Genomic DNA, 22,492 nt, shown 5'->3' on the forward strand with positions numbered 1-22,492 from the left:
CCGGGCTGTCCTCAGCCGAACGTGGCGGCCAGCCGCCGGTACAGGCCGGGCGCCGCGCCGCGCACCCTGGCCGGAAGGCGCAACCACCCGGGGACGTAGATCTCGTCCCGGCCGCGCGAGACGGCGCGCCACACGGCGTCCGCGACCCGCTCGGGCGGCACCGGCCGGGGCCGGTTCCGCGGATACGGCGCGCCCCTGTGCTCGAAGAACGGCGTGTCGACCACCCCCGGCACGATCAGGCTCACCCCCACGCCGGTGCCGCGCAGTTCGTACCGCAGGGCGTCGGCGAACGCGGCGACCGCCGCCTTGGACGCCGAGTAGACGGCCTCGCCCCGCACCCCGACGGAGCCCGCCAGGGAACCGACGAGCACCACCCGGCCGGAACCCGCCTCCACCATGTGCGGGAGCACCTGCCGGACCAGGCGCAGCGTGGTCACCAGATTGACGTCGATCACCTCGTCGAAGGAGCGGCGGCTCATGGTGGTGAAGTCACCGGCCCAGCCGACCCCGGCGCACGCGACCAGCAGATCCAGCCGGCCCACCTGTTCCAGCGCGAAACCGGTCAGCCGCCGCTCGGCGGCCGGCCGGGTGAGGTCCCCGGGGAAGACCGCCGCGGAGGCCCCCGCCGCGACCTCGCCGAGGCGGCCGGCGTCCCGGCCGTTGAGCACCAGACGCCATCCCTCGGCGGACAGTCGGCGTGCCACGGCGGCACCGATGCCGGAGGAGGCCCCGGTCACCAGCGCCGTCCCGGGGCGTCGGGCCGGCGCACCGCCGGGACGGGCCCGCGCGTCGCCGGGGAGGGCGGCCGGTGTCCGGGTGTCGGAGGCGCCGGCCGTACCGGCGTGGGAGGGTGCGTGGGGCATGGGCTGACCTCGGCTGCTGGGCGGACACCGGAAGCGGCCGGCTGTGACCACTCCCGTCGTCCGGGAGGGCGTGAGCCCCGGAGTATCCAGGTCAGGGACCGCCGAAACGCGCGCCGGGCGTTTCACCGGCCCGCGGGCCGGGCGTTTCGGGGGCGAGTGAAAGGGTGACTCACCAGACGTGCTTTCGTCCTTCCCGGTCCCGCACCGAGGCACCGCACCGGCGGGTGACGCCCGCCGGGTGCTGCTGCTCAGCGCCAGCATGGGCGCCGGCCACGACACGGTGGCCCGGGAACTCGCCCGCCGCGCCCGCGAGCAGGGCCACGAGGCGGAGACCGTCGACCTGATGCGGCTCCTGCCGTACGGGACGGGATCCGGGCTGCGCACCTTTTATCGGACGTCGGTGCGGCACGCGCCCTGGGTGTACGACGGCCTCTACCGGGCGTTTCTGCGCCCCGGCGACGGCGCCCGCCCCAGCGGTGTCCCGCTCGCCCGGCTGGCGGGCGAGGGGCTGGTCCGGCTCGTGGCACACACCGGCGCGGACGTCGTCGTCCCCGTCTTCCATTTGGCCGCCCAGCTGACCGGTCACCTCAGGACGCGGGGCCGGCTGAATGTCCCGAGCGGCGTCTTCGTCCTCGACTTCGCCGTCCACCGGCAGTGGCTCCACCCGGGCAACGACGCCTACTTCTGCCTCACCGAACAGGCCGCGGAGGACGTCCGCCGTTCCCTTCCGGCGCGTGTCGAGACGACGGGTCCGGTGGTGGCGCCCGAATTCTTCGCGCCCGCCCCGGGGGCCGCCGCCTGGCGGGACCGCTTCGAGCGCTTCGCCCCGGGCCGGCCGGCCGTGCTGCTGTCCGCGGGCGCCTGGGGCGCGGCGGCGGGTCTCGGCGAGACCGCCCGGCTGCTGGCCGGGGCCGGCTACCTGCCCGTGGTGCTGTGCGGCCGCAACGAGGCGCTCCGGACCCGCACGGCCCGCGTCCCGGGCGCGCTCGCGCTGGACTGGGTCGACGACATGCCCGGCCTGCTGCACGCCGTCCGCGCGCTCGTCGACAACGCCGCCGGCCAGACCGCCGTGCAGGCCCTCGCGGCCGGGCTGCCCGTGGTCGGCCACCGCCCGCTGCCCGGCCACGGCGCCGACGGTGTGCGCCGGATGGCGGAACTCGGCCTCTCCGACGCCACCGCCGACGGACCCTCACTCCTGCGCGTCCTGCACCGGCTCACCACCGAGCCTCTCGCGGAACGGCCGGGGACCGGGTCCTCGCTCTTCCGGTCCGACGTCCTGGCACGCGCGGCGGCCCTGGCGCACCGCCCCGCCGGACCGTCCACGCGCGGGGCATGAGCCGCCGTCGGCGCGTGGTCACTCGGTGTCGGCCTGCTCCCGGCCGGAATCCCGCATCCGGTGCCGGTGCAGATGCCCCGGGTGCCAGTGGCCGTGGTGACTGAGCAGCCAGTGCCCGAACAGGGCGCCGCCGTACACGACGAACCCCACGCCGATCAGCCAGGACTCGACCACGAGGACCACGCCGACCGTGCCGTAGCTGATCGCGTTCTCCACGATCAGCGGCGTGAAGACGTAGTACGAGAAGATCCGCAGGCCGACCAGCCCGACCATGGTGGCGACGGCGCCCGGCAGCAGGTCCCGCCATCTGACCTGGCCACCGAGCAGGAAGCGCTGACCCCACCAGAAGAACAGCACGCCGGTCGTCGTCGTCAACGCGATCCGCTCGGGCCCGTACAGCGTCGTGCGCGTCTGCACCTCCTGGTAGAGGTACGCGGTCAGGACGGCCAGCCACAGCGCCTGGCGCCACACCCGGTGCCAGGGGCCCGGAGGCAGCTGCCACACCCGCTCGTAGCCGTTCTGGACGCTGCCGCCCAGGGCGACGCCGAACACGGCGAGGGCCAGTCCGCCCCAGACGCTCGTGGTGCCGACCACCTTGCGCGGAGGGCTGATGATCTCCGTCAGCACCCGCGCGGACTCCCCGGTCACCCCCATGCCGTCCGCGAGCCACGCCGCGAAACCGCCCTTCGCCAGCGGGTCCGCGGCGGCGACCACGATCAGCAGCGGCGCCAGGGTCACCAGCGCCATGGTGGCGAACCCGGTCGCCCGGTGCATCAGCTCCAGCTCACGGCCCCGCGCCATCAGGGTGTGGGCACCCAGCCACCTGTAGACGTTCCGGAGCACGCCGAGGAACCGCCTCACGGTGCCCCTCCTTCGCCTGCTCGGGCACACGCCGCGAAGTCACCCGCGGCGCGGTCGGACCGTCTCGCCCCGCACCGGGGGCGGACCGGGGCGCCGCACGGCACCCGTTCCGCTCTCCGCGCCCATCATCCGGCGTGCGTGACCGGGCCCGCCACTTCGCCCCGCCCGGCGGTCCCCGTCCGCAACGACGACTACGGCGGTCCACGCCCCGCCGAGCACCCTTCCGGAGGGGTGTCCGGTCCGTTCGGGTGACGTCCGGCTCAGCGGCGGGTGTCCCCGCCGACCGTCACCCGCTCACCCGGGGCGCAGCGCAGGATCCGCCGGCCGTGCCCGCGCCGCCCGGCCTCGGCGAGGAAGTCGGTCAGCGGCGAGCGGAAGACGCCGTAGTCGTCGTAGTGGACGGGGAGCGCCCGGTGCGGACGGATCATGTCCAGCAGGTCGGCGCCCTGTTCGGCGTCCATGGTGACGACCATGCCGCCGGGCAGGGTGGTCCCGCCCAGGTGCAGCACCGCCAGGTGGATGTCGGGGTGGCGGCGGGCGATCTCCCGCAGGCCGTCGAACATCAGGGTGTCGCCGGAGATGTAGAGGACCAGGCGGATCTCTCCGGACCGGTCACCGAACTCCAGCAGGCTCCCCATCACCGGCGGCAGCAGCCGGCGGGCCGGACCCGGGGCGTGACGTCCGGGCAGCGCGGTGACGCGGACCAGCGAGTCACCCCGCAGCAGGGTGTGGCTCTGCCAGGTGCGCAGGCCCAAGGCGCGGTGGAAGCCGAACAGCCCCTGAAGGACGCGTGAGGCGTGCGGGGTGGTCACGAAGGGCAGCCCCCGGTCCAGGTGGCGCCGGGCCACCCGGTCGAAGTGGTCGCCGTGCAGATGGGACAGCACCACCGCGTCCAGGTCCGCGTGCGGGAGGTCGGCGACGTCGACGGCGGGTTCGGTCAGCCGGCGCGACACGAGCCCGTAGCCGAGGTGCGCCCGCTGGCCGCGGTGCAGGAAGTTCGGGTCGGTCAGCAGGGTGAGGCCGCCGTACCGGATCAGCAGGGTGGCGTTGCCGATGAACTGCACCTCCACGGTGCCCACGGGCGGTGTGCGCTGCACGAGGAACTCCCTCCGCCGCCTACGGCGTCCCGAGCACGACCCGGGTGATCCGGCCGGAGCGTCCTACACCCGCCGGAGCCGCGCGCGTGCCGTAACCGCGTTCGCGGGTACCCGCGCCCCAGGTTCCAGTTCTCGCCCTCCCCGCACGCGCGCCCGCCGCGCGTGCCGGACGGGTTCCACGGTCCACGCCGGGAGGTCCGGTTGCGTCTCCACCACAGTCGCCCCACCGACGCGGGGTACCGCCGGCTGCGCCACGGGCGCGGCTTCCGCTACCTCGACGTCGCGGGCGAACCCCTGCGCGATCGCGAGGAGCTGTCCCGCATCCGCGCGCTGGTCATCCCGCCGGCCTGGACGGACGTGTGGATCTGCGAGCGGGCCAACGGCCACCTCCAGGCCGTGGGCACCGACGCCGCCGGACGGCGCCAGTACCTCTACCACCCGCGCTTCCGGGCCGAGCAGGAGGCCGCCAAGCACGAGCACGTCCTTGACGTCGCCGAGGCGCTGCCGGCCCTGCGGGAGGCCGTCGAAGGGCACCTCGGTGACCGGGGCCTGACCCGCTCCCGCGTCCTCGCCACCGCGGTCCGCCTGCTCGACCTCGGCTTCTTCCGCATCGGCAGCGAGCGGTACACCGAACTGAACAACAGCTACGGACTCACCACGCTGCTGCGGGAACACTCGACCTGCCGGTCGGGCGCGGTCCTGTTCAGCTACACCGGCAAACACGGCAAGGAGATCATCCGGACCGTCGCCGACCCCGCCGCGTGCCGCAGCCTCACCGCGCTGCTGCGCCGCCGGGGCGGCGGCGACCGGCTCCTGGCCTACTGGGAGGGGCGCGCCTGGCACGACGTGAGCAACGCCGACGTCAACGCCTATCTCAAGGAGCTGGCCGGCCTCGAAGTCACCGCCAAGGACTTCCGGACCTGGCACGCCACCGTCATGGCCGCCGTGGCGCTGGCCGTGTCCGAGCCGGTCGCGCGCAGCGAGACCGCCCGGCGGCGCGCCATCGCCCGCGCGGCGCGCGAGGTCTCCGGCTACCTCGGCAACACCCCCGCGGTCTGCCGGGCCTCCTACATCAACCCCCGCGTGATCGAGCTGTACGAGGAGGGCGTGACCGTGGCGCCCGCGCTGCCCCACCTCGGGGACGAGGCCGCCCTCGGCATCCCCGCGACCCAGGGCGTCACCGAACGCGCCGTCCTGAGCATGCTCCGCACCGGCTCCCCACCCCTGGACCTCACCACACCCGTGGCAGAGGCGGCGTGAACCGCGGGCCGCGCCCGCAGGGCCTGTCGCGGAGCGGGGGGGAAGCGCGGGTCACGCCCGTGGGGCCCGGCGCGCGGGAGTCGGGGCGCGTCTGCTGAGCGTGGAGCGCCGGCGTGAAGCGCAGGTCACGCCTGCGGGGCCGAGGTGCGGTGGGAGGAGGGCGCGGGTGCGGGTCCGGGCGTTACGCCCGTGGGGCCCGTCGCGCGCGGGAGTTGCGGGGCGCGTCCACTGAGCCCGTCGCGCCGGGGTCGCGTGAAGCCCGGGGCGTGGGCCCAGGATCCGGGGCGTCGGGGGAGTGGGGCGTGGGGGCAAACGGGGTCACGCCAGGTGCGTGCCGTGCAGCAGCAGTTGCGACACCGCCATGGCGGCCACCACCATCGCCGCCCGGAACGGCCACCGGCTGTGCCGCCCCGCCGCCAGCGCCGTACCCGCCACGGCCACGGTCCCGGCCACGGCGGCCAGGAACAGCCCCCCGCGGCCCGCCGCCCCGGGCGGTCCCGCGACGACCACCCAGACGGCCGTCAGCATGACCAGCGGCGCCAGCCACCGGCAGGCCGTTCGGCCCAGCCGCTGCGGCAGCCCCCGCACCCCCGTCGACAGATCGTCCTCGATGTCCGGCAGAACGTTCGCCAGGTGCGCCCCCACCCCCAGCAGCGCCCCCGCCGCCACGGCCCACCAGGCGGGCCAGGCGGGCGACGGCAGACCGAGGGTGACGAACACCGGCAGGGACGCGAAACCCACGGCGTAGGGCAACGGCGACAGCACCGAGTGCTTGAGCCGCAGGTTGTAGCTCCAGCCCGCGGCCACGCCCGCCAGATGCGCCAGCCCCGCAGCCACCCCGCTGAGCAGCGACAACGGTACGCACAGCCCCAGTGCCGCCCATGCCGCCACGGCCACCGTCCGCGCCGGCAGCCGGCCCGCCGCCACCGGCTTGTCCCGGCGCCCGCACGCCGTGTCGCGCCGCGCGTCCACCGCGTCGTTGCTCCACCCCACCGACAGCTGACCGGCCAGCACCGCCGAGGCCACCGCCGCCGAACCCGCGAACCCCCGGCCCGCCGTCACCGCCAGCGCGGTCACGAACAGCGTGACGGCCACCGCCGGCTCGGGATGACAGGCGCGCAGCAGCGCCGGGACACGGCGCGGTGCCGTACGCGGGAGAACCCCAGACGGGTGGTGGGACACGGGTGCAAGGTAGCCGGGCGCCGTCGGTGTGGAAGTCATTACCGACATGCGTGTCCCTCTCATCGCCGACCCACCGTCCTCCCCGCAGCCCGCCGCGACGCCCCGCCCGGGCGTCCCGGCGGTCACTACCATCGCCGCCGTGCACACCGCGCTGCCCCCTCACCGCTACCGCCAGGAAGACCTCACCGAGCCCATCGGCGACCTGTGCCTGGTCCCGGCGGCCGACCGGGCCGTGCTCCGCCGGCTGCACGCGTCCGCCGGTGTGCGCACCCGCCATCTCGCCCTGCCCATCGAGCGGTACGCCGCACTCCGGGACTTCCGCGAGAGCAACGAGGCCTGGCTCACGACCGGCCTCGGCCTGGCCGAGCGGGCGCTCACCGGCGCGCTGGCCCGGGCGGGCCTCGCCCCGGCCGACGTCGACCTGCTGGTGTGCGCGTCCATCACCGGGGTGGCCGCCCCGTCGCTCGACGCCCGGCTGGCCGGGCGCGTCGGCCTGCGGCCCGACGTGAAACGGCTGCCGGTGTTCGGCCTGGGCTGCGTCGCCGGCGCCGCCGGTCTCGCCCGGGTCCACGACTACCTGCGCGGCCACCCCGGCGGCACCGCCGTCCTGCTCTGCGTCGAACTGTGCTCGCTGACGCTCCAGAAGGGCGACGACTCCCGCGCCAACCTGGTCGCCGGCGCCCTGTTCGGCGACGGCGCGGCAGCACTCGTCGCCCGCGGCGCCCGCCTCGACGACAGCCACGGCGACCACGGTGCGGCGCCGGCCGGGCCCGCGGTGATCGCCACCCGCAGCCACCTGTACCCCGGCACCGAGCACCTCCTGGGCTGGGACGTCGGCGCCGGCGGCTTCCGCGTCGTGATCGACCCCGCCGTCCCCGCCCTGGTCCGCCGCGACCTGGGCGGCCAGGTCCGTGGCTTCCTCGCCGAACACGGCCTGACCACCGGGGACATCGGCACCTGGGTGTGCCATCCGGGAGGCCCCAAGGTGCTGGACGCCGTGACCGACGCGCTCCACCTGCCCGACGACGCCCTCGACCCGGCGCGGCACTCGCTCGCCGCGGTGGGCAACATGTCCTCCGCCTCGGTCCTGCACATCCTCCAGGGCGTCACCGAGACCTGGAGCCCCGAACCCGGGAGCTGGGGGCTGCTCATGGCGATGGGCCCCGGCTTCTGTTCCGAACTCGTCCTGCTGCGCTGGTGAGGTGCCCGCCGTGCCCTGGTACACGCTTCTCCTCCTCGCCGTGGCCGTCGAACGCCTCGCCGAACTCGTCGTGGCCCGCCGCAACGCGGCGTGGACCCGCGCCCGGGCCGGGGTGGAGCACGGCCGCGGCCACTACCCCGTCATGGTCGTCCTGCACACCGGCCTGCTGGCGGGCTGCCTGCTCGAACCCCTGCTCACGGACCGCCCGTTCCTGCCCGCCCTGGGCTGGCCCGCGCTGGCGCTCGCCCTCCTCGCCCAGGCCCTGCGCTGGTGGTGCATCACCTCCCTCGGCCCCTACTGGAACACCCGCGTCATCGTCGTCCCCGGCGCCCGCCTGGTAGGCCGCGGTCCCTACCGCCTCCTCCGCCACCCCAACTACGTCGCCGTCGTCGTCGAGGGCGTCGCCCTGCCCCTGGTGCACTCGGCGTGGATCACGGCGACCCTGTTCACCCTGGCCAACGCGGTCCTGCTCACCGTGCGCATCCGCTGCGAGAACGCCGCCCTCACCCGGGCGGTGCCCGCGTGAGCCACCCCGACCTCCTCGTCGTCGGGGGCGGCCCCGCGGGTCTCGCCACCGCCCTCCACGCCGCCCGCGCCGGGCTCGACACCGTCGTCGCGGAACCGCGCCCCGCGCCCGTCGACAAGGCGTGCGGAGAAGGCCTGATGCCCGGCGCGGTCCGCGCCCTGACCGCCCTCGGCCTGCACGTCCCCGGCCACCCCCTCACCGGCATCCGCTACGTCCAGGGGCACCGCAGGGTCCAGGCGGAGTTCCGGCACGAACAGGGCCTCGGCGTCCGCCGCACCGACCTGCACCAGATACTCCACCGGGCGGTGCTGGACGCGGGCGTGCCGGTGCTCCCGCTGCGCGTGGACGACGTACGGCAGGACGCCACCGGGGTGACCGTGCCCGGCGCGGGACTGCGCGCCCGCTGGCTGGTCGCCGCCGACGGCCTGCACTCACCCGTGCGCCGCGCCCTCGGCCTGGCCCGCGGGACCCGCACGGCGCCCCGCTACGGGCTGCGCCGCCACTACGCCGTGCCGCCCTGGTCGGCGCACGTCGAGGTGCACTGGGGACCGGACACGGAGGCCTACGTCACCCCGCTCGGCCCCGAACTGGTCGGTGTGGCCCTGCTGACCACCCGGCGAGCCCCGTACGACACCCAACTGGCGGACTTTCCCGACCTGGCGGCCCGCCTCCCGCCGCACGCGGCCGTCACTCCGGTGCGCGGTGCCGGACCGCTGCGGCAGCGCTCCCGCACCCGCGTGCACGGCCGGGTCCTGTTCGTCGGCGACGCCGCCGGGTACGTCGACGCGCTCACCGGCGAGGGCGTCTGCCTGGCCCTCACCGGGGCCCGCGCCCTGGTCGCCAACCTGTGCCGGGGCACGCCCGGCCGCTACGACGCCGACTGGAACCGGGCGACCCGCCGCTACCGGCTCCTGACGGAACTGCTGGTCCGGGCACGCCAGCAGCCCGCGCTCGGCCCTCGCATCGTGCCGGTGGCGGCGCGCCTGCCCCGCCTGTTCGGGGCGGTCGTCAACGCGCTCGGGTGACCCGGAGGCCGGTGACCGTCAGCGCGCCTCCGGATCTGGACTGAGCAGCAGCAGCGCGATGTCGTCGCCGGGGGAGGGGGCGTGCTGGACGAGCGTGTCGGCCATGGCGTCCAGGTCGCACGGATCACCCTGTTCCACCAGGCCGGCCAGGGCGGCGGTCGCGTCGTCGAGGTCCACACCCGGTGCCTCGACGAGGCCGTCGGTGTAGAGCACGAGCACACAGCCGGGCGGCAGAGCACACTCCAGCGAGGGATAGCGGGACGTGGGGTCGATCCCCAGGAGCAGCCCGGGCGGGATGTCCAGCAGCTCGGTACGCCCGTCGCCGTGGCGCATCAAAGGCGGCGGATGCCCGGCGGTGGCCAGGCAGGCCCGTCCCCGGCCCAGGTCCAGGTGCGCGTACAGGCAGCTGCTGAACAGACCGGGGTCCAGGTCGGTGAGCAGGCGGTTGGTGCCGGTCAGGACGTGGTCCGGGGGCGCGCCGACGGTGGCGTGGGCGTGGACGGCGGTGCGGACCTGCCCCATGAGGGCGGCGGCGTCCACGTTGTGCCCCTGGACGTCCCCGATGGTGGCCGCCGCCGTGTGCTCGTCCAGGCGGATGAGGTCGTAGAAGTCGCCGCCGATGCCCAGACCGCGGGCGGCCGGCAGATAGCGGGCGGCGACCCGCAGACCGGGGATGCGGGGCAGGCTGTGGGGGAGCAGGGCGGACTGCAGCCGGTGGGCGAGGTGGTCCTTGCTGTCGTAGAGGCGCGCCCGGTCCAGTGCCTGTCCGACCAGCCCGGCCAGGGAGGTGAGGATCGCGCGCTCGCCCGGCGGGAAGGCGTGCGGCCGGTCGTAGGAGATCAGCAGGGAACCGATGGGCCGGCCGGACGCGATGAGCGGCAGGACCGCCCACGCGGCCATCCCGTCCTCGTGCGTCGTGGCCGGGTAGGAGCGCGCCATGTCAGCGAAGGAGGGGAAGAAGCCCGGCTCCCCGGTGGCCAGCACCGCCGCGCCGGGGATCTCCCGGCTCAGCGGCGCGCCGTCGAAGCGGTCCATCAGCTCGCTGCTGTACCCGCGCTGGCCCAGGATCCTGAGCCGGCCGTCCTCCGCGGTCATGAGCACCATGCCCTGGGCACCGAGGGCGGGCAGCAGCTGGTCGGCGGTCTGGTCGACGACGTCCTGCACCCCGACGGCCTCGGTCAGCGTGGTCGCCAGGTGCATCAGGTGGTAGAGCACGGTGGCGCGGCCGGGTCCCTGCGCGTTCGCCGCGAGCGCGCGGGTGTCCTCGTCCTCGTCGGCCCGGTCGACACGGACGCTGATGCCGGAGCGGTCCGGATACAGCTCGAAGGACAGCCAGGTGCCGGGCGGGCGCAGCACCCGGAAGGCCTGCGGCCGCCGGCTGATCAGGGCCGCCCGGTACCTGTCCTCGACATGGGGGATGTCCATCCAGGGCAGGGCCTCCCAGGGCAGGGAACCCATCAGACGGTCCGGGTCGGCACCGACGAGGTCGGCGGCGGCCGGGGTGACGAGGGTGATGCGGCCGTTCAGGTCCAAGGCGACGTACCCGCCGGGGAGGCGGTCGAGGAGCGCCGTGCCGGCCGACGCCTCCGCGGGTGTCGGGGCACGCCCCGGCTCCGACGGCAGGATGCGCGGCCGCCCGGCGGGCAGCAGCTCCTCGCCCCGCTCGGCGGCCTGGCGCAGCCGGTCACCGAGCCGGCGGCAGCCCACCCGTACGGCCTCCTGCTCGGCGGGGCTGAGCTGCGGCGCATGGCCGCTGGGCCACAGCAGCACCAGCCCGCCGTGCACCCCGGCGTCCGACGGCACCGGCGCGGCCGCCAGGGCGAAGTCGTAGGGCAGCACCACCGCCGGCCGGGGGTAGCGGCGGGCCATTTCCACCTGCCCGTTCACCCACACCAGGCGCTCTTCGCGGACGGCGTCGGCCACCGGCATCGGGTCGCTCACCGCCACCCTGCTCCAGGGGGCCACGACCTCGTGCGGGGCGCCCGACACCATGATCAGCCACAGGGCCTTGCGGTCGGGGGTGAGGGCGTAGAGCAGCGCACCGGAGGCCCGGGTCTCCCGCACCACGTCGGCCATCGCGGTGTCCATCAGTCACCCGCCCGCCCCGGCGGGGGCGGGACCGGCCCGTCGGCCGCCTCCGCCCGAACATCACCCATATCCGGACACTACGCCGAATCCGTACCGGAGGCATCCAAAGGCGGGGCGGCAGCTGTCAGGTGACCGTGTCCCCGCCGAACGGCCCGCGCGCGGGTGCGCGCAGCACCGGCATCATCGTCTCGACCTCGCCCCCGGCGAGGTGTTCGAGGATCATCCGGTTGACCTCGGCGGGCTTCTCCAGCGGCACCAGGTGCGACGCGCCCGGGACGACCGCGAGCCGGGCGTCGGGCAGGGCGCGGTACAGGGCCGCGGTGTGCTCCAGGGTCACCAGGTCGTCGTCGCCGGAGACGACGAGCGTGGGGGAGCGGATCCCGGCCAGGTCCTCGGGGTCGAGCGCCGGCTGGGTCCGCCACATGTCGATCACCCGTGCCGTCACGGCCGGCCAGTGGGCGGGACCGTCCGGGCTGACGGCCTCGTACAGCTCGCGGAAGAAGGCGAGTTCGACGCCGTCGGGCGTCATCGCGTCGAGCATCTCCGGCTCGACGAAGGACTCGGGCGCCGGGCGGAAGTTGGTGCCGATCACCACCGTGCGGCGCACCAGGTCGGGCCGGGCCAGGGCGACGAGCAGGGCGACGACGCCGCCGTCGCTCCAGCCCACCAGATGCGCGGGCCCGCCCACCACGCCCTCAAGGAACGCCACCGTGTCGTGCGCCATGTCGGAGTAGGTCAGCGGTCCCTCGACGTCCGGGGTGTGCCCGTGCGCCCGTCGCTCGGGGAGGTACAGACGGTGGGCCGCGGCGAGGTCGGCGCGCTGGGCGCCCCAGGTGTCGTTGGTGCAGAAGCCGCCGTGCAGCAGGACCAGCGGGTCACCGGACCCCTCGGTCTCGTACCACGTCCTGACCCCGGGCAGGTCCGCGTAGTCGCCCATGCTCCGGCCCTTTCCGGGACGGCCACCGCCCCCGGCCAGTCTCCGACACCCCCCGAGGGGCCGCAACGCGACTCCTTACCCAGGGTCGGGGCCGGTCTCGTCCGCCCCGGCGCCGGGTCAGAACGGCGAGTCTTCGCTGTAGCCGCTTCGCCGGGAAGCGTGGGCGGCGGCGAGGAGGGCGTAGCGCCGGCGTGCCGCCGTGTCGGTCTCGTTCTCCAGACTGCTCGTGTCGTGTCCCCAGGCCCGCATCGCGTCCGGGGCGCGGTCCCGGTGACGCCGATCGGCGCTGGTGGCCAGCAGGCGCCGGGCGTGGTCGGCCAGGGCGGCCTGATGCCGGGTGAGGAAGGCATGCTCGACGAGCGGGACGGCGGTGACGAGGGCGGTGTGGCGAATGCCGGGGTCCTTGTGGTCGAGAAAGCCCAGAGCTGCGGAGAAGAGGGCTGGGCGTGCGTCTCGGAAGGTACGTATGGGCGCGTGGTCGTCGAGAAATCCCGGACCCTACTCACGCTCTTCCAACGCGACGCACGCGTCGTCGGCGTCGTATGCGGTGTCGCCGAGCCAGAGCGTGGATCTCGTCCCTCAGCCCGGCGGGGAAGCGTTCGAGGATGCCGGCGGCCGCGGTCCGCAGATGGGCGAGGAAGGTCTCCGCCTCGATCCGTCAGCCCAAGAGCATGCCATCCGCCCGAGCGGCGCTCGGGCGGAGGACCGCGTTCAGGTGCGGCGGCGGGCGATGGCGACGAGGCCGGTGCCGGTGGCCAGGGCGAGGACGGCGGCGCCGCCGAGGACCGTGAGCTGTTCGGCAGCGCCCGTGTCGGCGAGGGCGGGCCGGGAGGAGTCGTGCGCCGCCTGCAGGATCAGATCCGTGATCTCGTCGGGAGCGGTCTCCATGACGGCGTGCGGTCCGTCGACCTCGACGGTGGTGGAACCGGCCCGCTCCGCCATGAAGCGCAGGTTGGCGGTGCCGATGGTGCGGTCGTCCGTGGGCACGAGGAACCAGGACGGGATGTCCTTCCACGCGGTCGCCTCGGTCGGCTCGTTGCCGCTGGCGACGGTGCCGGGCCGCTGGGCGGCGGCCAGGACGGCGGCCCGGTCGGCCTCCAGCCGGTCGCTGAGGAAGACGTCGCTGAACTTGTCGGGCTTGAGGTACAGGTCCACGTCGGTGGGGTCGTCGCTCAGCGGCACGGCGTTCAGGGAGGTGGGCACGGGAGCCGTGGGGTCGTCCGTGATGCGGCTGCCGGGGTACTTGGCCGCCAGTTCGAACGCGCTCTCGCCCTTCTCCGGGGCGAACCCGGCGATGTAGACGAGGGATTCGACGTTCGGGTTGCCGGCCGCGGCGTTGGTGATGACGGCGCCGCCGTACGAGTGGCCGACCAGGACGATCGGTCCCTCGATCGTCTTGAGCAGGGTGGCCAGGTAGTCCGCGTCGCCGGAGAGGCTGCGCAGCGGGTTCGCGGGGGCGATCACCCGGTGGCCCTCGGCCTGGAGGTTCTCGATCACCTGGGTCCAGCCCGAGCTGTCCGCCCAGTAACCGTGCACCAGGACGACGGTCGGTTTGGCGTCCTGGTGCGGCGTGGTGTCACCTCCGCTCTCCGAGCCCGCGGACGGGCCGGCCGTCATCAGGGCCAGGGCCGGGAGGAGGATCGCGAGGGCGAGTGTCCGCCGCGCGGCGGAGTGCCGTATGTGCGTCATGACCGCTCTTTCTGCGTGGGCGAAGTCTGCTGAGACGACACTGCACGCGCGGGGGTTGCACGGCACCGCCCGGTGGTCCGTGCGGGTGACACCGCACGGACGACGCACGGGTGAAGATCACGGCGGTCAGGTTTCGGCACGCCTCGCCCCCGGCGGATCACGCCGGGGGAGGCCGCGTGTCAGTCACCCCGGTGCCGCTGCTCCCGCCAGGGGTCCCCGTAGTTGTGGTAGCCGCCGCCCTCCCAGAAACCCGGCCGGTCCTCGGCCGTGAGGCGCAGTGCGCGCACCCATTTCGCCGACTTCCAGAAGTACAGGTGCGGCACCAGGAGCCGTGCGGGACCTCCGTGCTCGGGTGACAGCGCGAAGCCGTCGTAGGCGTGGACCACCCATGCCTTGCCGCCGCGCAGGTCGGCGAGCGGGAGATTGGTCGTGTAGCCGCCGTAACTGTGCGCCACGGCGAACGCGGCGTCCGTGTCGACACCCTCCAGGAACGTGTCCAAGGAGACCCCGCGCCACCGGGTGTCGAACTTCGACCAGCGGGTCACGCAGTGGATGTCGCGGACCGGCTCTTCCTGCGGCAGCGCCATCATCTGGTCCCACGTCCAGCGGCGCTCCTCGCCGTGCTCCGTGGTGACCGTGAACGTCCACGTGTCGGTGGACACCTCCGGCGTGGGACCCGCCGACAGCACGGGAAAGGACTCGGTCGGATACTGCCCCGGCGGAAGGCGGTCGACGAACGACCGGCCGCGTCCGCGGAAGCCGGGCGAAAAAGAACTCACGGCTCACTCCGTCCCAGGGAAGAGCGAGGGTCGGTGTGCTTCTTCTCTCCTCGAAACGTCACTCGATCGACATGTCCCCGAACGGCCAGCCTACGTCAGCAGTGCGCCTCGGGCAGGGGCGGCCGCGCGGCGCGGACCGCCTCGTCGACATCGGCGTGGAAGGTGAAGACCTCGTCCAGTCCGACCATCTGCAGCACCCGCATCTGCGAAGGAGCGACCCCGGCCAGAGCGAGCGACGACCCCGCCGCCTGCGACCGCCGGTGCGCCGTCACGAACACCGTGATGCCCGTCGAGTCGCAGAAAGTCAGCCCGGACAGGTCCAGCACCACCCCCAGCGGCCCGAAAGGGGCCTCGTTGACAGCCTCCGACAGCACCGGGGCCGAGTGGTGGTCGAGTTCCCCGACCACCTCGAGGACGTACGGCCCCGAGGCGCTGGGGCGGGGGGTGACGGCGAACGTCTGGTCCGTTTCGGACACGAAATCTCCTCGGCGGGGTCCTCGGCGCGCACGGCCGACCTGGCCTCGCCCATCCAGGGGTGCATTGCTGGCCGGATCATCCTACGAACTCGACGCGGGCGGATCGTACATCCTCTGTACCCGATCGCTCCGCGTACGCGTCTCGTCCCGTTCTGTGCGGTGGCGCGCGAATCGGGGGCGGGAGGACCGCGCGCCCGCCGGACGTGTGATGATCTGGGGAGGGGTCGCGTCGTGCTTCCCGGTTTCCCGCCACGGTCCGGCCGAGCGCTCGGAGCCGTGGGGTCCCGTGACCGTTCTTTGACCGACAGGGGGCGAGGAGGGGACATGGAGACGGCGGGCGATGGTCGTGGCCCCGGCGACGGGCACACCGGAGCGGGCTCCGACGAGACGGTCGGCGACATGCTCGCCCGGCTCCGCACGGGCGCCTACGTCGTGGACGTACGCGGCTCCATCGTCGCCGTCAACGCCCTCGCCGAGCAGCTCCTCGACCGTACCGCCGCGCAACTCGTCGGTGCGGACGCACACGACCTGCTGCACCGCAACGCCCGCGGGGAGTCCATGCCGACGTCCCGGTGCCGCATGCGGCCCGCCTTCCTCGCGGGCCGCCCCGCCCAGGACGACCAGGAGTGGTTCGAGCGGGGGGACGGCACCCTGCTCCCCGTCTCCTGGAGCATCGTCCCGTGCGGCGCGGGACCGGACGACACGCTCGTGCTTGTCCTCTTCCACCGCCGCGAACCCTCCGTCGGCCTCACCGGGCACGAGGAGGCCGGCGGCGGGACGCTCGACGAGCTCGAACGGCTCGCCCTGCTGGCGGAGATGACCACCCAGCTGACGTCGACCCTGTCCGTCGACGAGGCGCTGAGCCGTCTCGTCTCCCTGGTGCTGCCGCGGCTCGCGGACTGGGCGGTCGTCGATCTGATCAGCGAACGCGACGAGGTGTGGCGGACCAAGGTGGTCCACATGGAGAACGGCACCACGGTCGTCCGCCGGGACCTCGAAGGCCCCATGGCCCCCGTCCCCGCCGAGTCCCCGATGCCGCTGTCCCGGGCCCTGCGGGGCGTCTCCTCGACGATCGCCGAACCGCAGACGTACGAGCGGTCCCCCGACTCGGGCATCGCCGTAGAACAGCGCCGGCTGTTCGAGGCCACCGGCATGCACTCGGCGGCCATCGCTCCGATACGCGGGCTGCGCGAGGTGCTCGGCGCCCTCACCCTCGGCCGGTCCGAACGCGCCGACAGGTTCACCCCCGCCGACCTCACCCTGCTCGAGGACATCACCCGGCGCGCCGGGCTGGCCCTGGACAACGCCCGCCTCTACCAGCGGCAGCGCAAGGTCGCCGAGACCATGCAGCGCTACCTGCTGCCCCAGCTGCCGCGCGTCACCGGCCTGGAGATGACCTCCCGGTACCTGCCGGCGCCGGACGCCTCCCACGTCGGCGGCGACTGGTACGACGCCTTCACCCTCGGCGACGGCGACACCGCCCTGGTGATCGGCGACGTCTCCGGGCACGACCTGGACGCCGCCGCGGGCATGGCCCAGCTGCGCAACGTGCTGCGCTCCTACGCCTGGTCGCAGAAGGAACCGCCGAGCCGCATCGTCGAACGGGTGGACCGCGCGGTGCTGCGCATCACCGACGTCTCCATGGCCACCCTGGTGCTCGGCACGCTGACCACGGACGACGAGGGACGGTGGAGCCTGCGCTGGACCAACGCCGGCCACCCGCCGCCGCTGCTGGTCACCCGGGACGGCGTCACCGAGTACCTCACGGACGGCGGCGGCATGCTGCTGGGCACCGGCACCGACCGGCCGCGCGTGGACGGCTCGACGGCCCTGCCGCCGGGCTCCACGCTCGTGCTCTACACGGACGGACTCGTCGAGTCACCCACCCACTCCATCGACGACGGGCTGGACCGGCTGCGCCGGAACGCCGCCGCGCTCGCCCACCGCCCGGTGGAGGCGTTCACCGACGAACTCCTGCGCAGGGCGAGGCCCGCCGACAACGACGACGACGTCGCCCTGCTGGCCGTACGGATCGGCACCCGCTCCGGCCACCGCTGACACCCGTTTCCGACGCCTGGCGAGGCGCCCCCGCCCCGTCAGCGCAGGCTGTCGCGGAGCCGGGAGACGGCGGCCTGCAGGGCATCGAAGGCGTGCTCCTCCTGCCGCGGACCGGTGCGCGCCGCCGGTAGCAGGCTGTCACGGGCCGCCCGGGCCCGGGCGTACGCCTCGAAGCGCGTGACGACGTCGGCCACGGCGTCGGGCGGCGGTGCGCCCTGGTGGGGTTGCTCGCGGGACGGCATGGAGCGTCCTTCCCTCCCCGAGTCGGTCCGTCCGGTCATGCCCCGCATCCTTACCGGACACCCTTGCCCTCCACACTGCCCGCGGCCGGACACGGACCGTGGGCCGACCTTGCCGGAAACCGGCAACGCGCCGCCGTACGCCCGTCGTCCCCCGCGCATCGGCGCCACTCGCACGGGTGAAAGTCGGCGTCCGGTCGGGGAGTGTCAGAAGCGGACCCCGGGATACCTGACATAGCGTCGACCCGACCCACCCGTGCCGTTTGCACCTTTTACGGCATGAGTGGACGCCCTTTCCGCTTCAAATCCCCGCGTTGTGAACCGAAGGACCTCGATGGCGACACACACGACTGAACCGCTTTCTCCGGTACCCGCGGCGGAGGGACGACGAGGGAAAGGGCGTGTGGTCGTCTCGTGGCTGACGACGACCGACCACAAGAAGATCGGGCACCTGTACCTGATCACGTCGTTCGCCTTCTTCCTCGTGGGCGGCCTGCTCGCCATGGTGATCCGGGCCGAACTGGCGCGCCCCGGGCTGCAGATCGTGTCGCAGGAGCAGTACAACCAGTCGTTCACCATGCACGGCACGATCATGCTGCTGCTGTTCGCGACGCCGACCTTCGCGGGTTTCGCCAACGCGATCATGCCGTTGCAGATCGGCTCCCCGGACGTGGCGTTCCCCCGGCTGAACATGCTGTCGTACTGGCTGTTCGCCCTGGGCGGTCTCATCGTCCTGGGCAGTTTCCTCACCCCCGAGGGCGCCGCCGACTTCGGATGGACGGCGTACACCCCGCTCAGCGGCGGTGAGCGCACCACCCAACTGGGCGGTGACCTGTGGATCATGGGGCTGGCGCTGTCCGGTTTCGGCACGATTCTCGGTGCCGTGAACTTCATGACCACGATCATCTGCATGCGCGCGCCGGGCATGACGATGTTCCGGATGCCGATCTTCACGTGGAACGTCCTGCTCACCTCGGTGCTGGTGCTGCTGGCGTTCCCGGTGCTCGCGGCGGCGCTGCTGGCCCTGGAGGCGGACCGCAGGTTCGGCGCGCGGATCTTCGACCCGTCCAACGGGGGCGCCCTGCTGTGGCAGCACCTCTTCTGGTTCTTCGGTCACCCCGAGGTCTACATCCTGGCGCTGCCGTTCTTCGGAGTGGTCACCGAGATCCTGCCGGTCTTCTCCCGCAAGCCGATCTTCGGATACATGGGCCTCGTGGGTGCCACCATCACCATCACGGGCCTCTCGGCGACGGTGTGGGCGCACCACATGTTCGCCACCGGCGCGGTGCTGTTGCCGTTCTTCTCCTTCATGAGCTTCCTCATCGCGGTACCGACGGGCGTGAAGTTCTTCAACTGGATCGGCACCATGTGGAAGGGATCGCTCTCCTTCGAACCGCCGATGCTGTGGGCGGTCGGGTTCCTGGTGACCTTCCTCTTCGGCGGTCTGACGGGTGTTCTGCTCGCCTCACCCCCCATGGACTTCCACGTCCACGACAGCTACTTCGTCGTCGCCCACTTCCACTACGTGGTGTTCGGCACCGTGGTGTTCGCCATGTTCGCCGGATTCAGCTTCTGGTGGCCGAAGATGACCGGCACGATGCTCGACCACCGGCTGGAGAAGGTGCACTTCTGGACCCTGTTCGTCGGCTTCCACACCACCTTCCTGATCCAGCACTGGCTGGGCGCGGAGGGCATGCCCCGGCGCTACGCCGACTATCTCGCCGCCGACGGGTTCACCGCGCTGAACACGGTCTCCTCCATCGGTTCCTTCCTGCTCGGCCTGTCGACGCTGCCGTTCCTGTACAACGTGTGGAAGACCGCGCAGAAGGGCGAGAAGGTCGAGGTCGACGACCCCTGGGGCTACGGCCGTTCCCTGGAGTGGGCCACCTCCTGCCCGCCTCCCCGGCACAACTTCGTCACCCTGCCGCGGATCCGCTCCGAGTCGCCGGCCTTCGACCTGCGCCACCCGACCCTCGCCGGCTTCGACCAGGCGGAGAACGCCGGCCAGCGCGACGTCCTCGACACCGGCGGCCACAAGGGCGACCGCTGATGGCGCGGGCCTCCCGCTCCCGTCGCGCCCTCGCCCGCGACGCCTCGGCCGTCACGGCCGAGGCGGAGGGCATCGTCATGGCGCGGTCCCACCTCGCCGAGGCGCGGCTGGAGGCGGAGGCGCTGTGCGGGGACATGCCGTGGCTGACCACCGCCCAGGCCGAGGACGTCGCCCGGCACTACGTCGACCGGCGCATCGACCTCACCCGGCGGATGCTCCAGACGACGGTCCGCCGCGCCGACGAACTGCGCGGCGAGTACGAGGCCCGGTACGCCGAACTGCGCGGCGCGCTGCTGAGGCGTCACGTGGCCTGCGCGTCCGGCCTGCTGGCCTGCGCCACCGGGATCAACGCGGCGCTCTGGGTGTTCACGCGCTAGGTCCTGTCGTCACCTTCCCGTGGTTCGCCTGCCGCAGTACACGGGCCAGCCAGTCGGCGCGGGTCCGGCGCGCCGCGACCGACAGCTCCGCCTGCGGGAACAGCGCGTCGAACCCGTGGTGCCCGCCCGCCCACACGTGCAGTTCCGCCTGCCCGCCGGCCGCCCAGAGGCCGGCGGCATAGGCCACGTCCTCGTCGCGGAACACCTCGGCGGAGCCGGTGTCGACGTACGCGGTGGGCAGGCCGGTCAGGTCGCCGGCCCGCGCGGGGGAGACGTACGGGGGCACCTCGTCGTCGGCGAGGTCACCGAGGACCGCGCGCCAGGCGAACGCGTTGGTCTCCTGGGTCCATACACCCGGCTCCCCGGCGTACTGCCGGCTCGAGGGGGTCGCGTTGCGGTGGTCGAGCATGGGGCAGATCAGCAGCTGCGCGGCGATCGCGGGCGTACCGAGGTCACGGGCCAGCAGACAGAGCCCGGCGGCGAGGCCACCGCCCGCGCTGGTACCGGCGACCACGATGCGGCCGGGGTCGATGCCCAGCTCCTCGCCGTGCCCGGCCACCCACTTCAGCCCCTGATGGCAGTCCTCAACGGCCGTGGTGCCGGTGGCCTCCGGCGCCAGCCGGTACTCCACGGTGACGACGACCGCGCCGAACCGCTCCAGCCACTCCAGCGGGATGTCGATCTGCGAGAAGCGGTCCCCCATGACCATGCCGCCGCCGTGGATCCAGTACACGCACGGCGAGGGGACGGCCGGGTCGCGGTCCGCGGGGCTCAGGACCGACAGCCGGACGACAGCGCCGTCCTCGGCGGGCACGTCGACCTCGCGCCGGACGGCGCGGTGGCGGGCGAGGAGGGAGTCGACGGGGGTGGAGGGCAGCTGCCGCAGCTGGGCGAGGATCTCCTCGTCGAGCCGTGCCACGAGGGGCATGTCGGCCAGGAGGGTGCGCAGTTCGGGGTCGAGGGCGGGACGCGGGACGGTCATGGGGCTGCCTTTCGGGGGAGGGTGGGACGGGTCAGGAGTGCCGGGGTCACGGCCCGCCGGCGGGCCGGGCGAGCGCGGTGCGGGTCAGACGGCGGCCGGGAACGCGGCCTTGCCGTGCACCGGGACGTGGTCGGTGTACACGGGCTCCCCGGCCAGCAGTCCGGAGAGCCGGGCCACCACGGCCTGGGCGGCCTCACCGGCGAAGACCCGGTGGTGGTCGTCCTCGCTGGTCCAGCCCTCCATGACGTGGACGACGTCCGGGTCGGCGGCGGACCGCGAGACGAGATAGACGACGCAGTGCTCGCCGGCCGCCGGGCCACCCTCGGCCAGCCCGGTCAGGAGCACGTCGACCAGCGCCTCGCCCATGCCGGGCCGGGCGGTCAGGGTGGCCTGGAAGCCGTAGTGCGCGATCATGTCGGCCTTCTTTCGTCCGATGGAGTGCGGCGATTCCATTGAAGGCCGTTGAACTGCGAAAACGTTAGAACGATGCTCTCCGCTGCTTGCACGATCCTGCCGCCGCGGGGGACACCTGGCCCCGACGGGTGTGCTGCAATGGGGGTATGGCCCTTGACGAGCTGCGTACGCTGCTGGAGCGGCACGCCCGCCCCGACGCCACCACCGTCATCGACGGCGTCCTCGCCTCGAGGATCGACCGCCAGGGCCCCCCGGGCCCCTCCATGTCCGGCACGGTCCTCGCCGTCATCGCCCAGGGCGCCAAACGTCTCGCCCTCGGCGAGAGGGTCTACGAGTACGGGCCCGGCCACTATCTGGTCGCCTCCGTGGACCTGCCCGTCACCGGACAGTTCCTCCAGATCGACGCCGAGCACCCGGCGCTGGGCTTCGGGCTCGTACTGGAGCCGTCCGCCATCGCCGAACTGCTGCTTCAGGCCGGGCCGGGGGACCTGCCCCGGGCCGGCGGCGTTCCGTCCGCGATCGCCGTCAGCGACGCCCCGGCGGCGCTCCTCGACGCGATCGTCCGGCTGCTGCGGCTGCTGGACGAACCGCGCGACCGCGCGGTGCTCGCACCCCTGCTCAAACGGGAGATCCTCTGGCGCCTGATGACCGGCGAACAGGGCGCGACGGTCCGTCACCTGGGCCTGGCCGACAGTGGACTGAGCCATGTCTCCCGGGCGGTGCGCTGGATCCGCGAGCACTACGCGCAGGCCTTCAGGGTGGAGGACGTGGCGCGCATGACTGGCATGAGCGTGTCCGCGTTCCACCGCAACTTCCAGGCGGTGACCGCGATGAGCCCCATCCAGTTCCAGAAGCAGATCCGGTTGCAGGAGGCCCGCCTGCTGCTGGCCACCCGCCCGGGTGACGTCACCGCGGTCGGCCGCCGGGTCGGCTACGACAACCCGTCCCAGTTCAGCCGGGAGTACCGGCGCCAGTTCGGCGCGCCCCCCAGCCGTGACGCGGTCCGCCTGCGGGACGCCGGACACGTCCCCGCGGCGGTCACACCCTGACCG

Annotated in this window: 21 protein-coding genes; 9 read left to right on the forward strand and 12 right to left on the reverse strand. The window is 73.7% G+C overall.

Annotated elements, in window-relative coordinates; all coding sequences use genetic code 11:
- Positions 1-11: 11 nt before the first annotated feature.
- Positions 12-863: an SDR family NAD(P)-dependent oxidoreductase gene (locus tag ACIF8S_RS21685; RefSeq protein WP_400000961.1), complete on the reverse strand. Its 852-nt coding sequence runs from the start codon at positions 861-863 to the stop codon at positions 12-14.
- Between the two features lie 178 nt (positions 864-1,041).
- Here ACIF8S_RS21685 and ACIF8S_RS21690 point away from each other — a divergent pair, with 178 nt between their 5' ends.
- Entirely contained in the window at positions 1,042-2,199 is a 1,158-nt protein-coding gene (locus tag ACIF8S_RS21690; protein ID WP_400000963.1) for a galactosyldiacylglycerol synthase, read from the forward strand.
- 18 nt (positions 2,200-2,217) lie between these two features.
- Here ACIF8S_RS21690 and ACIF8S_RS21695 read toward each other — a convergent pair whose 3' ends face one another.
- Both ACIF8S_RS21695 and ACIF8S_RS21700 read right to left on the reverse strand, forming a co-directional pair.
- Positions 2,218-3,000 (reverse strand): ribonuclease BN, encoded by a 783-nt coding sequence (locus ACIF8S_RS21695; RefSeq protein ID WP_400001219.1) that lies wholly within the window; start codon positions 2,998-3,000, stop codon positions 2,218-2,220.
- A 320-nt stretch (positions 3,001-3,320) separates the two neighbouring features.
- Complete coding sequence (locus tag ACIF8S_RS21700) at positions 3,321-4,157, reverse strand: MBL fold metallo-hydrolase (protein WP_400000964.1); 837 nt, start codon at positions 4,155-4,157, stop codon at positions 3,321-3,323.
- Positions 4,158-4,358: 201 nt separating this feature from the next.
- Here ACIF8S_RS21700 and ACIF8S_RS21705 point away from each other — a divergent pair, with 201 nt between their 5' ends.
- Complete coding sequence (locus ACIF8S_RS21705; RefSeq protein ID WP_400000966.1) at positions 4,359-5,417, forward strand: DNA topoisomerase IB; 1,059 nt, start codon at positions 4,359-4,361, stop codon at positions 5,415-5,417.
- Positions 5,418-5,735: 318 nt separating this feature from the next.
- On the opposite strand, the gene ACIF8S_RS21710 is transcribed toward ACIF8S_RS21705, so the two are convergent.
- On the reverse strand, positions 5,736-6,638 hold the full coding sequence (locus tag ACIF8S_RS21710; protein WP_400000968.1) for a UbiA family prenyltransferase: 903 nt from the start codon (positions 6,636-6,638) through the stop codon (positions 5,736-5,738).
- 7 nt (positions 6,639-6,645) lie between these two features.
- Here ACIF8S_RS21710 and ACIF8S_RS21715 point away from each other — a divergent pair, with 7 nt between their 5' ends.
- From ACIF8S_RS21715 to ACIF8S_RS21725, 3 genes are read left to right on the forward strand one after another with little or no spacing between them, the layout of a single operon-like run.
- A complete protein-coding gene (locus tag ACIF8S_RS21715) occupies positions 6,646-7,800 on the forward strand; it encodes a type III polyketide synthase (RefSeq protein ID WP_400000970.1) in 1,155 nt (384 codons plus the stop codon).
- Between the two features lie 10 nt (positions 7,801-7,810).
- Positions 7,811-8,326, forward strand: a complete 516-nt coding sequence (locus ACIF8S_RS21720; protein ID WP_400000972.1) for an isoprenylcysteine carboxyl methyltransferase family protein — start codon at positions 7,811-7,813, stop codon at positions 8,324-8,326.
- Positions 8,323-9,351 (forward strand): NAD(P)/FAD-dependent oxidoreductase, encoded by a 1,029-nt coding sequence (locus ACIF8S_RS21725; RefSeq protein ID WP_400000973.1) that lies wholly within the window; start codon positions 8,323-8,325, stop codon positions 9,349-9,351. Before ACIF8S_RS21720 ends, ACIF8S_RS21725 begins: the two co-directional genes overlap by 4 nt.
- Positions 9,352-9,369: 18 nt before the next feature.
- Here the strand turns inward: ACIF8S_RS21725 and ACIF8S_RS21730 are convergent, their stop codons facing one another.
- The 5 genes from ACIF8S_RS21730 to ACIF8S_RS21750 form a co-directional block, all read right to left on the reverse strand.
- On the reverse strand, positions 9,370-11,439 hold the full coding sequence (locus tag ACIF8S_RS21730; protein ID WP_400000975.1) for a SpoIIE family protein phosphatase: 2,070 nt from the start codon (positions 11,437-11,439) through the stop codon (positions 9,370-9,372).
- 124 nt (positions 11,440-11,563) lie between these two features.
- A complete protein-coding gene (locus ACIF8S_RS21735; protein ID WP_400000976.1) occupies positions 11,564-12,376 on the reverse strand; it encodes an alpha/beta fold hydrolase in 813 nt (270 codons plus the stop codon).
- Positions 12,377-13,087: 711 nt separating this feature from the next.
- Positions 13,088-14,065: an alpha/beta fold hydrolase gene (locus ACIF8S_RS21740; RefSeq protein ID WP_400000978.1), complete on the reverse strand. Its 978-nt coding sequence runs from the start codon at positions 14,063-14,065 to the stop codon at positions 13,088-13,090.
- Between the two features lie 179 nt (positions 14,066-14,244).
- Positions 14,245-14,844 carry a molybdopterin-dependent oxidoreductase gene (locus ACIF8S_RS21745; RefSeq protein ID WP_400000980.1) on the reverse strand — a complete coding sequence of 200 codons (600 nt, stop codon included), beginning with the start codon at positions 14,842-14,844 and terminating at the stop codon, positions 14,245-14,247.
- Between the two features lie 95 nt (positions 14,845-14,939).
- Positions 14,940-15,320: an STAS domain-containing protein gene (locus ACIF8S_RS21750; protein WP_400000982.1), complete on the reverse strand. Its 381-nt coding sequence runs from the start codon at positions 15,318-15,320 to the stop codon at positions 14,940-14,942.
- A gap of 324 nt (positions 15,321-15,644) precedes the next feature.
- On the opposite strand from ACIF8S_RS21750, the gene ACIF8S_RS21755 reads away from it, so the two are divergent.
- Entirely contained in the window at positions 15,645-17,378 is a 1,734-nt protein-coding gene (locus tag ACIF8S_RS21755) for a SpoIIE family protein phosphatase (protein WP_400000983.1), read from the forward strand.
- Between the two features lie 38 nt (positions 17,379-17,416).
- On the opposite strand, the gene ACIF8S_RS21760 is transcribed toward ACIF8S_RS21755, so the two are convergent.
- A complete protein-coding gene (locus tag ACIF8S_RS21760; protein ID WP_400000985.1) occupies positions 17,417-17,659 on the reverse strand; it encodes a hypothetical protein in 243 nt (80 codons plus the stop codon).
- A 292-nt stretch (positions 17,660-17,951) separates the two neighbouring features.
- Here ACIF8S_RS21760 and ctaD point away from each other — a divergent pair, with 292 nt between their 5' ends.
- Entirely contained in the window at positions 17,952-19,667 is a 1,716-nt protein-coding gene (ctaD, locus tag ACIF8S_RS21765) for a cytochrome c oxidase subunit I (protein ID WP_400000987.1), read from the forward strand.
- Complete coding sequence (locus ACIF8S_RS21770) at positions 19,667-20,044, forward strand: hypothetical protein (RefSeq protein WP_145828254.1); 378 nt, start codon at positions 19,667-19,669, stop codon at positions 20,042-20,044. The genes ctaD and ACIF8S_RS21770 overlap by 1 nt, the downstream gene beginning before the upstream one ends.
- Here ACIF8S_RS21770 and ACIF8S_RS21775 read toward each other — a convergent pair.
- Positions 20,034-21,026, reverse strand: coding sequence for an alpha/beta hydrolase (locus tag ACIF8S_RS21775; protein ID WP_400000989.1), 993 nt, complete (start codon positions 21,024-21,026; stop codon positions 20,034-20,036). The two genes, ACIF8S_RS21770 and ACIF8S_RS21775, sit on opposite strands and share 11 nt — an antisense overlap.
- 84 nt (positions 21,027-21,110) lie before the next feature.
- The gene (locus tag ACIF8S_RS21780) at positions 21,111-21,440 is read right to left on the reverse strand and encodes a putative quinol monooxygenase (protein ID WP_400000991.1); all 330 of its coding nucleotides are present in this window, start codon (positions 21,438-21,440) and stop codon (positions 21,111-21,113) included.
- A 146-nt stretch (positions 21,441-21,586) separates the two neighbouring features.
- Here ACIF8S_RS21780 and ACIF8S_RS21785 point away from each other — a divergent pair, with 146 nt between their 5' ends.
- On the forward strand, positions 21,587-22,489 hold the full coding sequence (locus ACIF8S_RS21785) for an AraC family transcriptional regulator N-terminal domain-containing protein (protein ID WP_400000993.1): 903 nt from the start codon (positions 21,587-21,589) through the stop codon (positions 22,487-22,489).
- Positions 22,490-22,492: the final 3 nt, after the last annotated feature.

Source organism: Streptomyces sp. NPDC085937 (genome assembly GCF_044540535.1).
Taxonomy (GTDB): Bacteria; Actinomycetota; Actinomycetes; order Streptomycetales; family Streptomycetaceae; genus Streptomyces.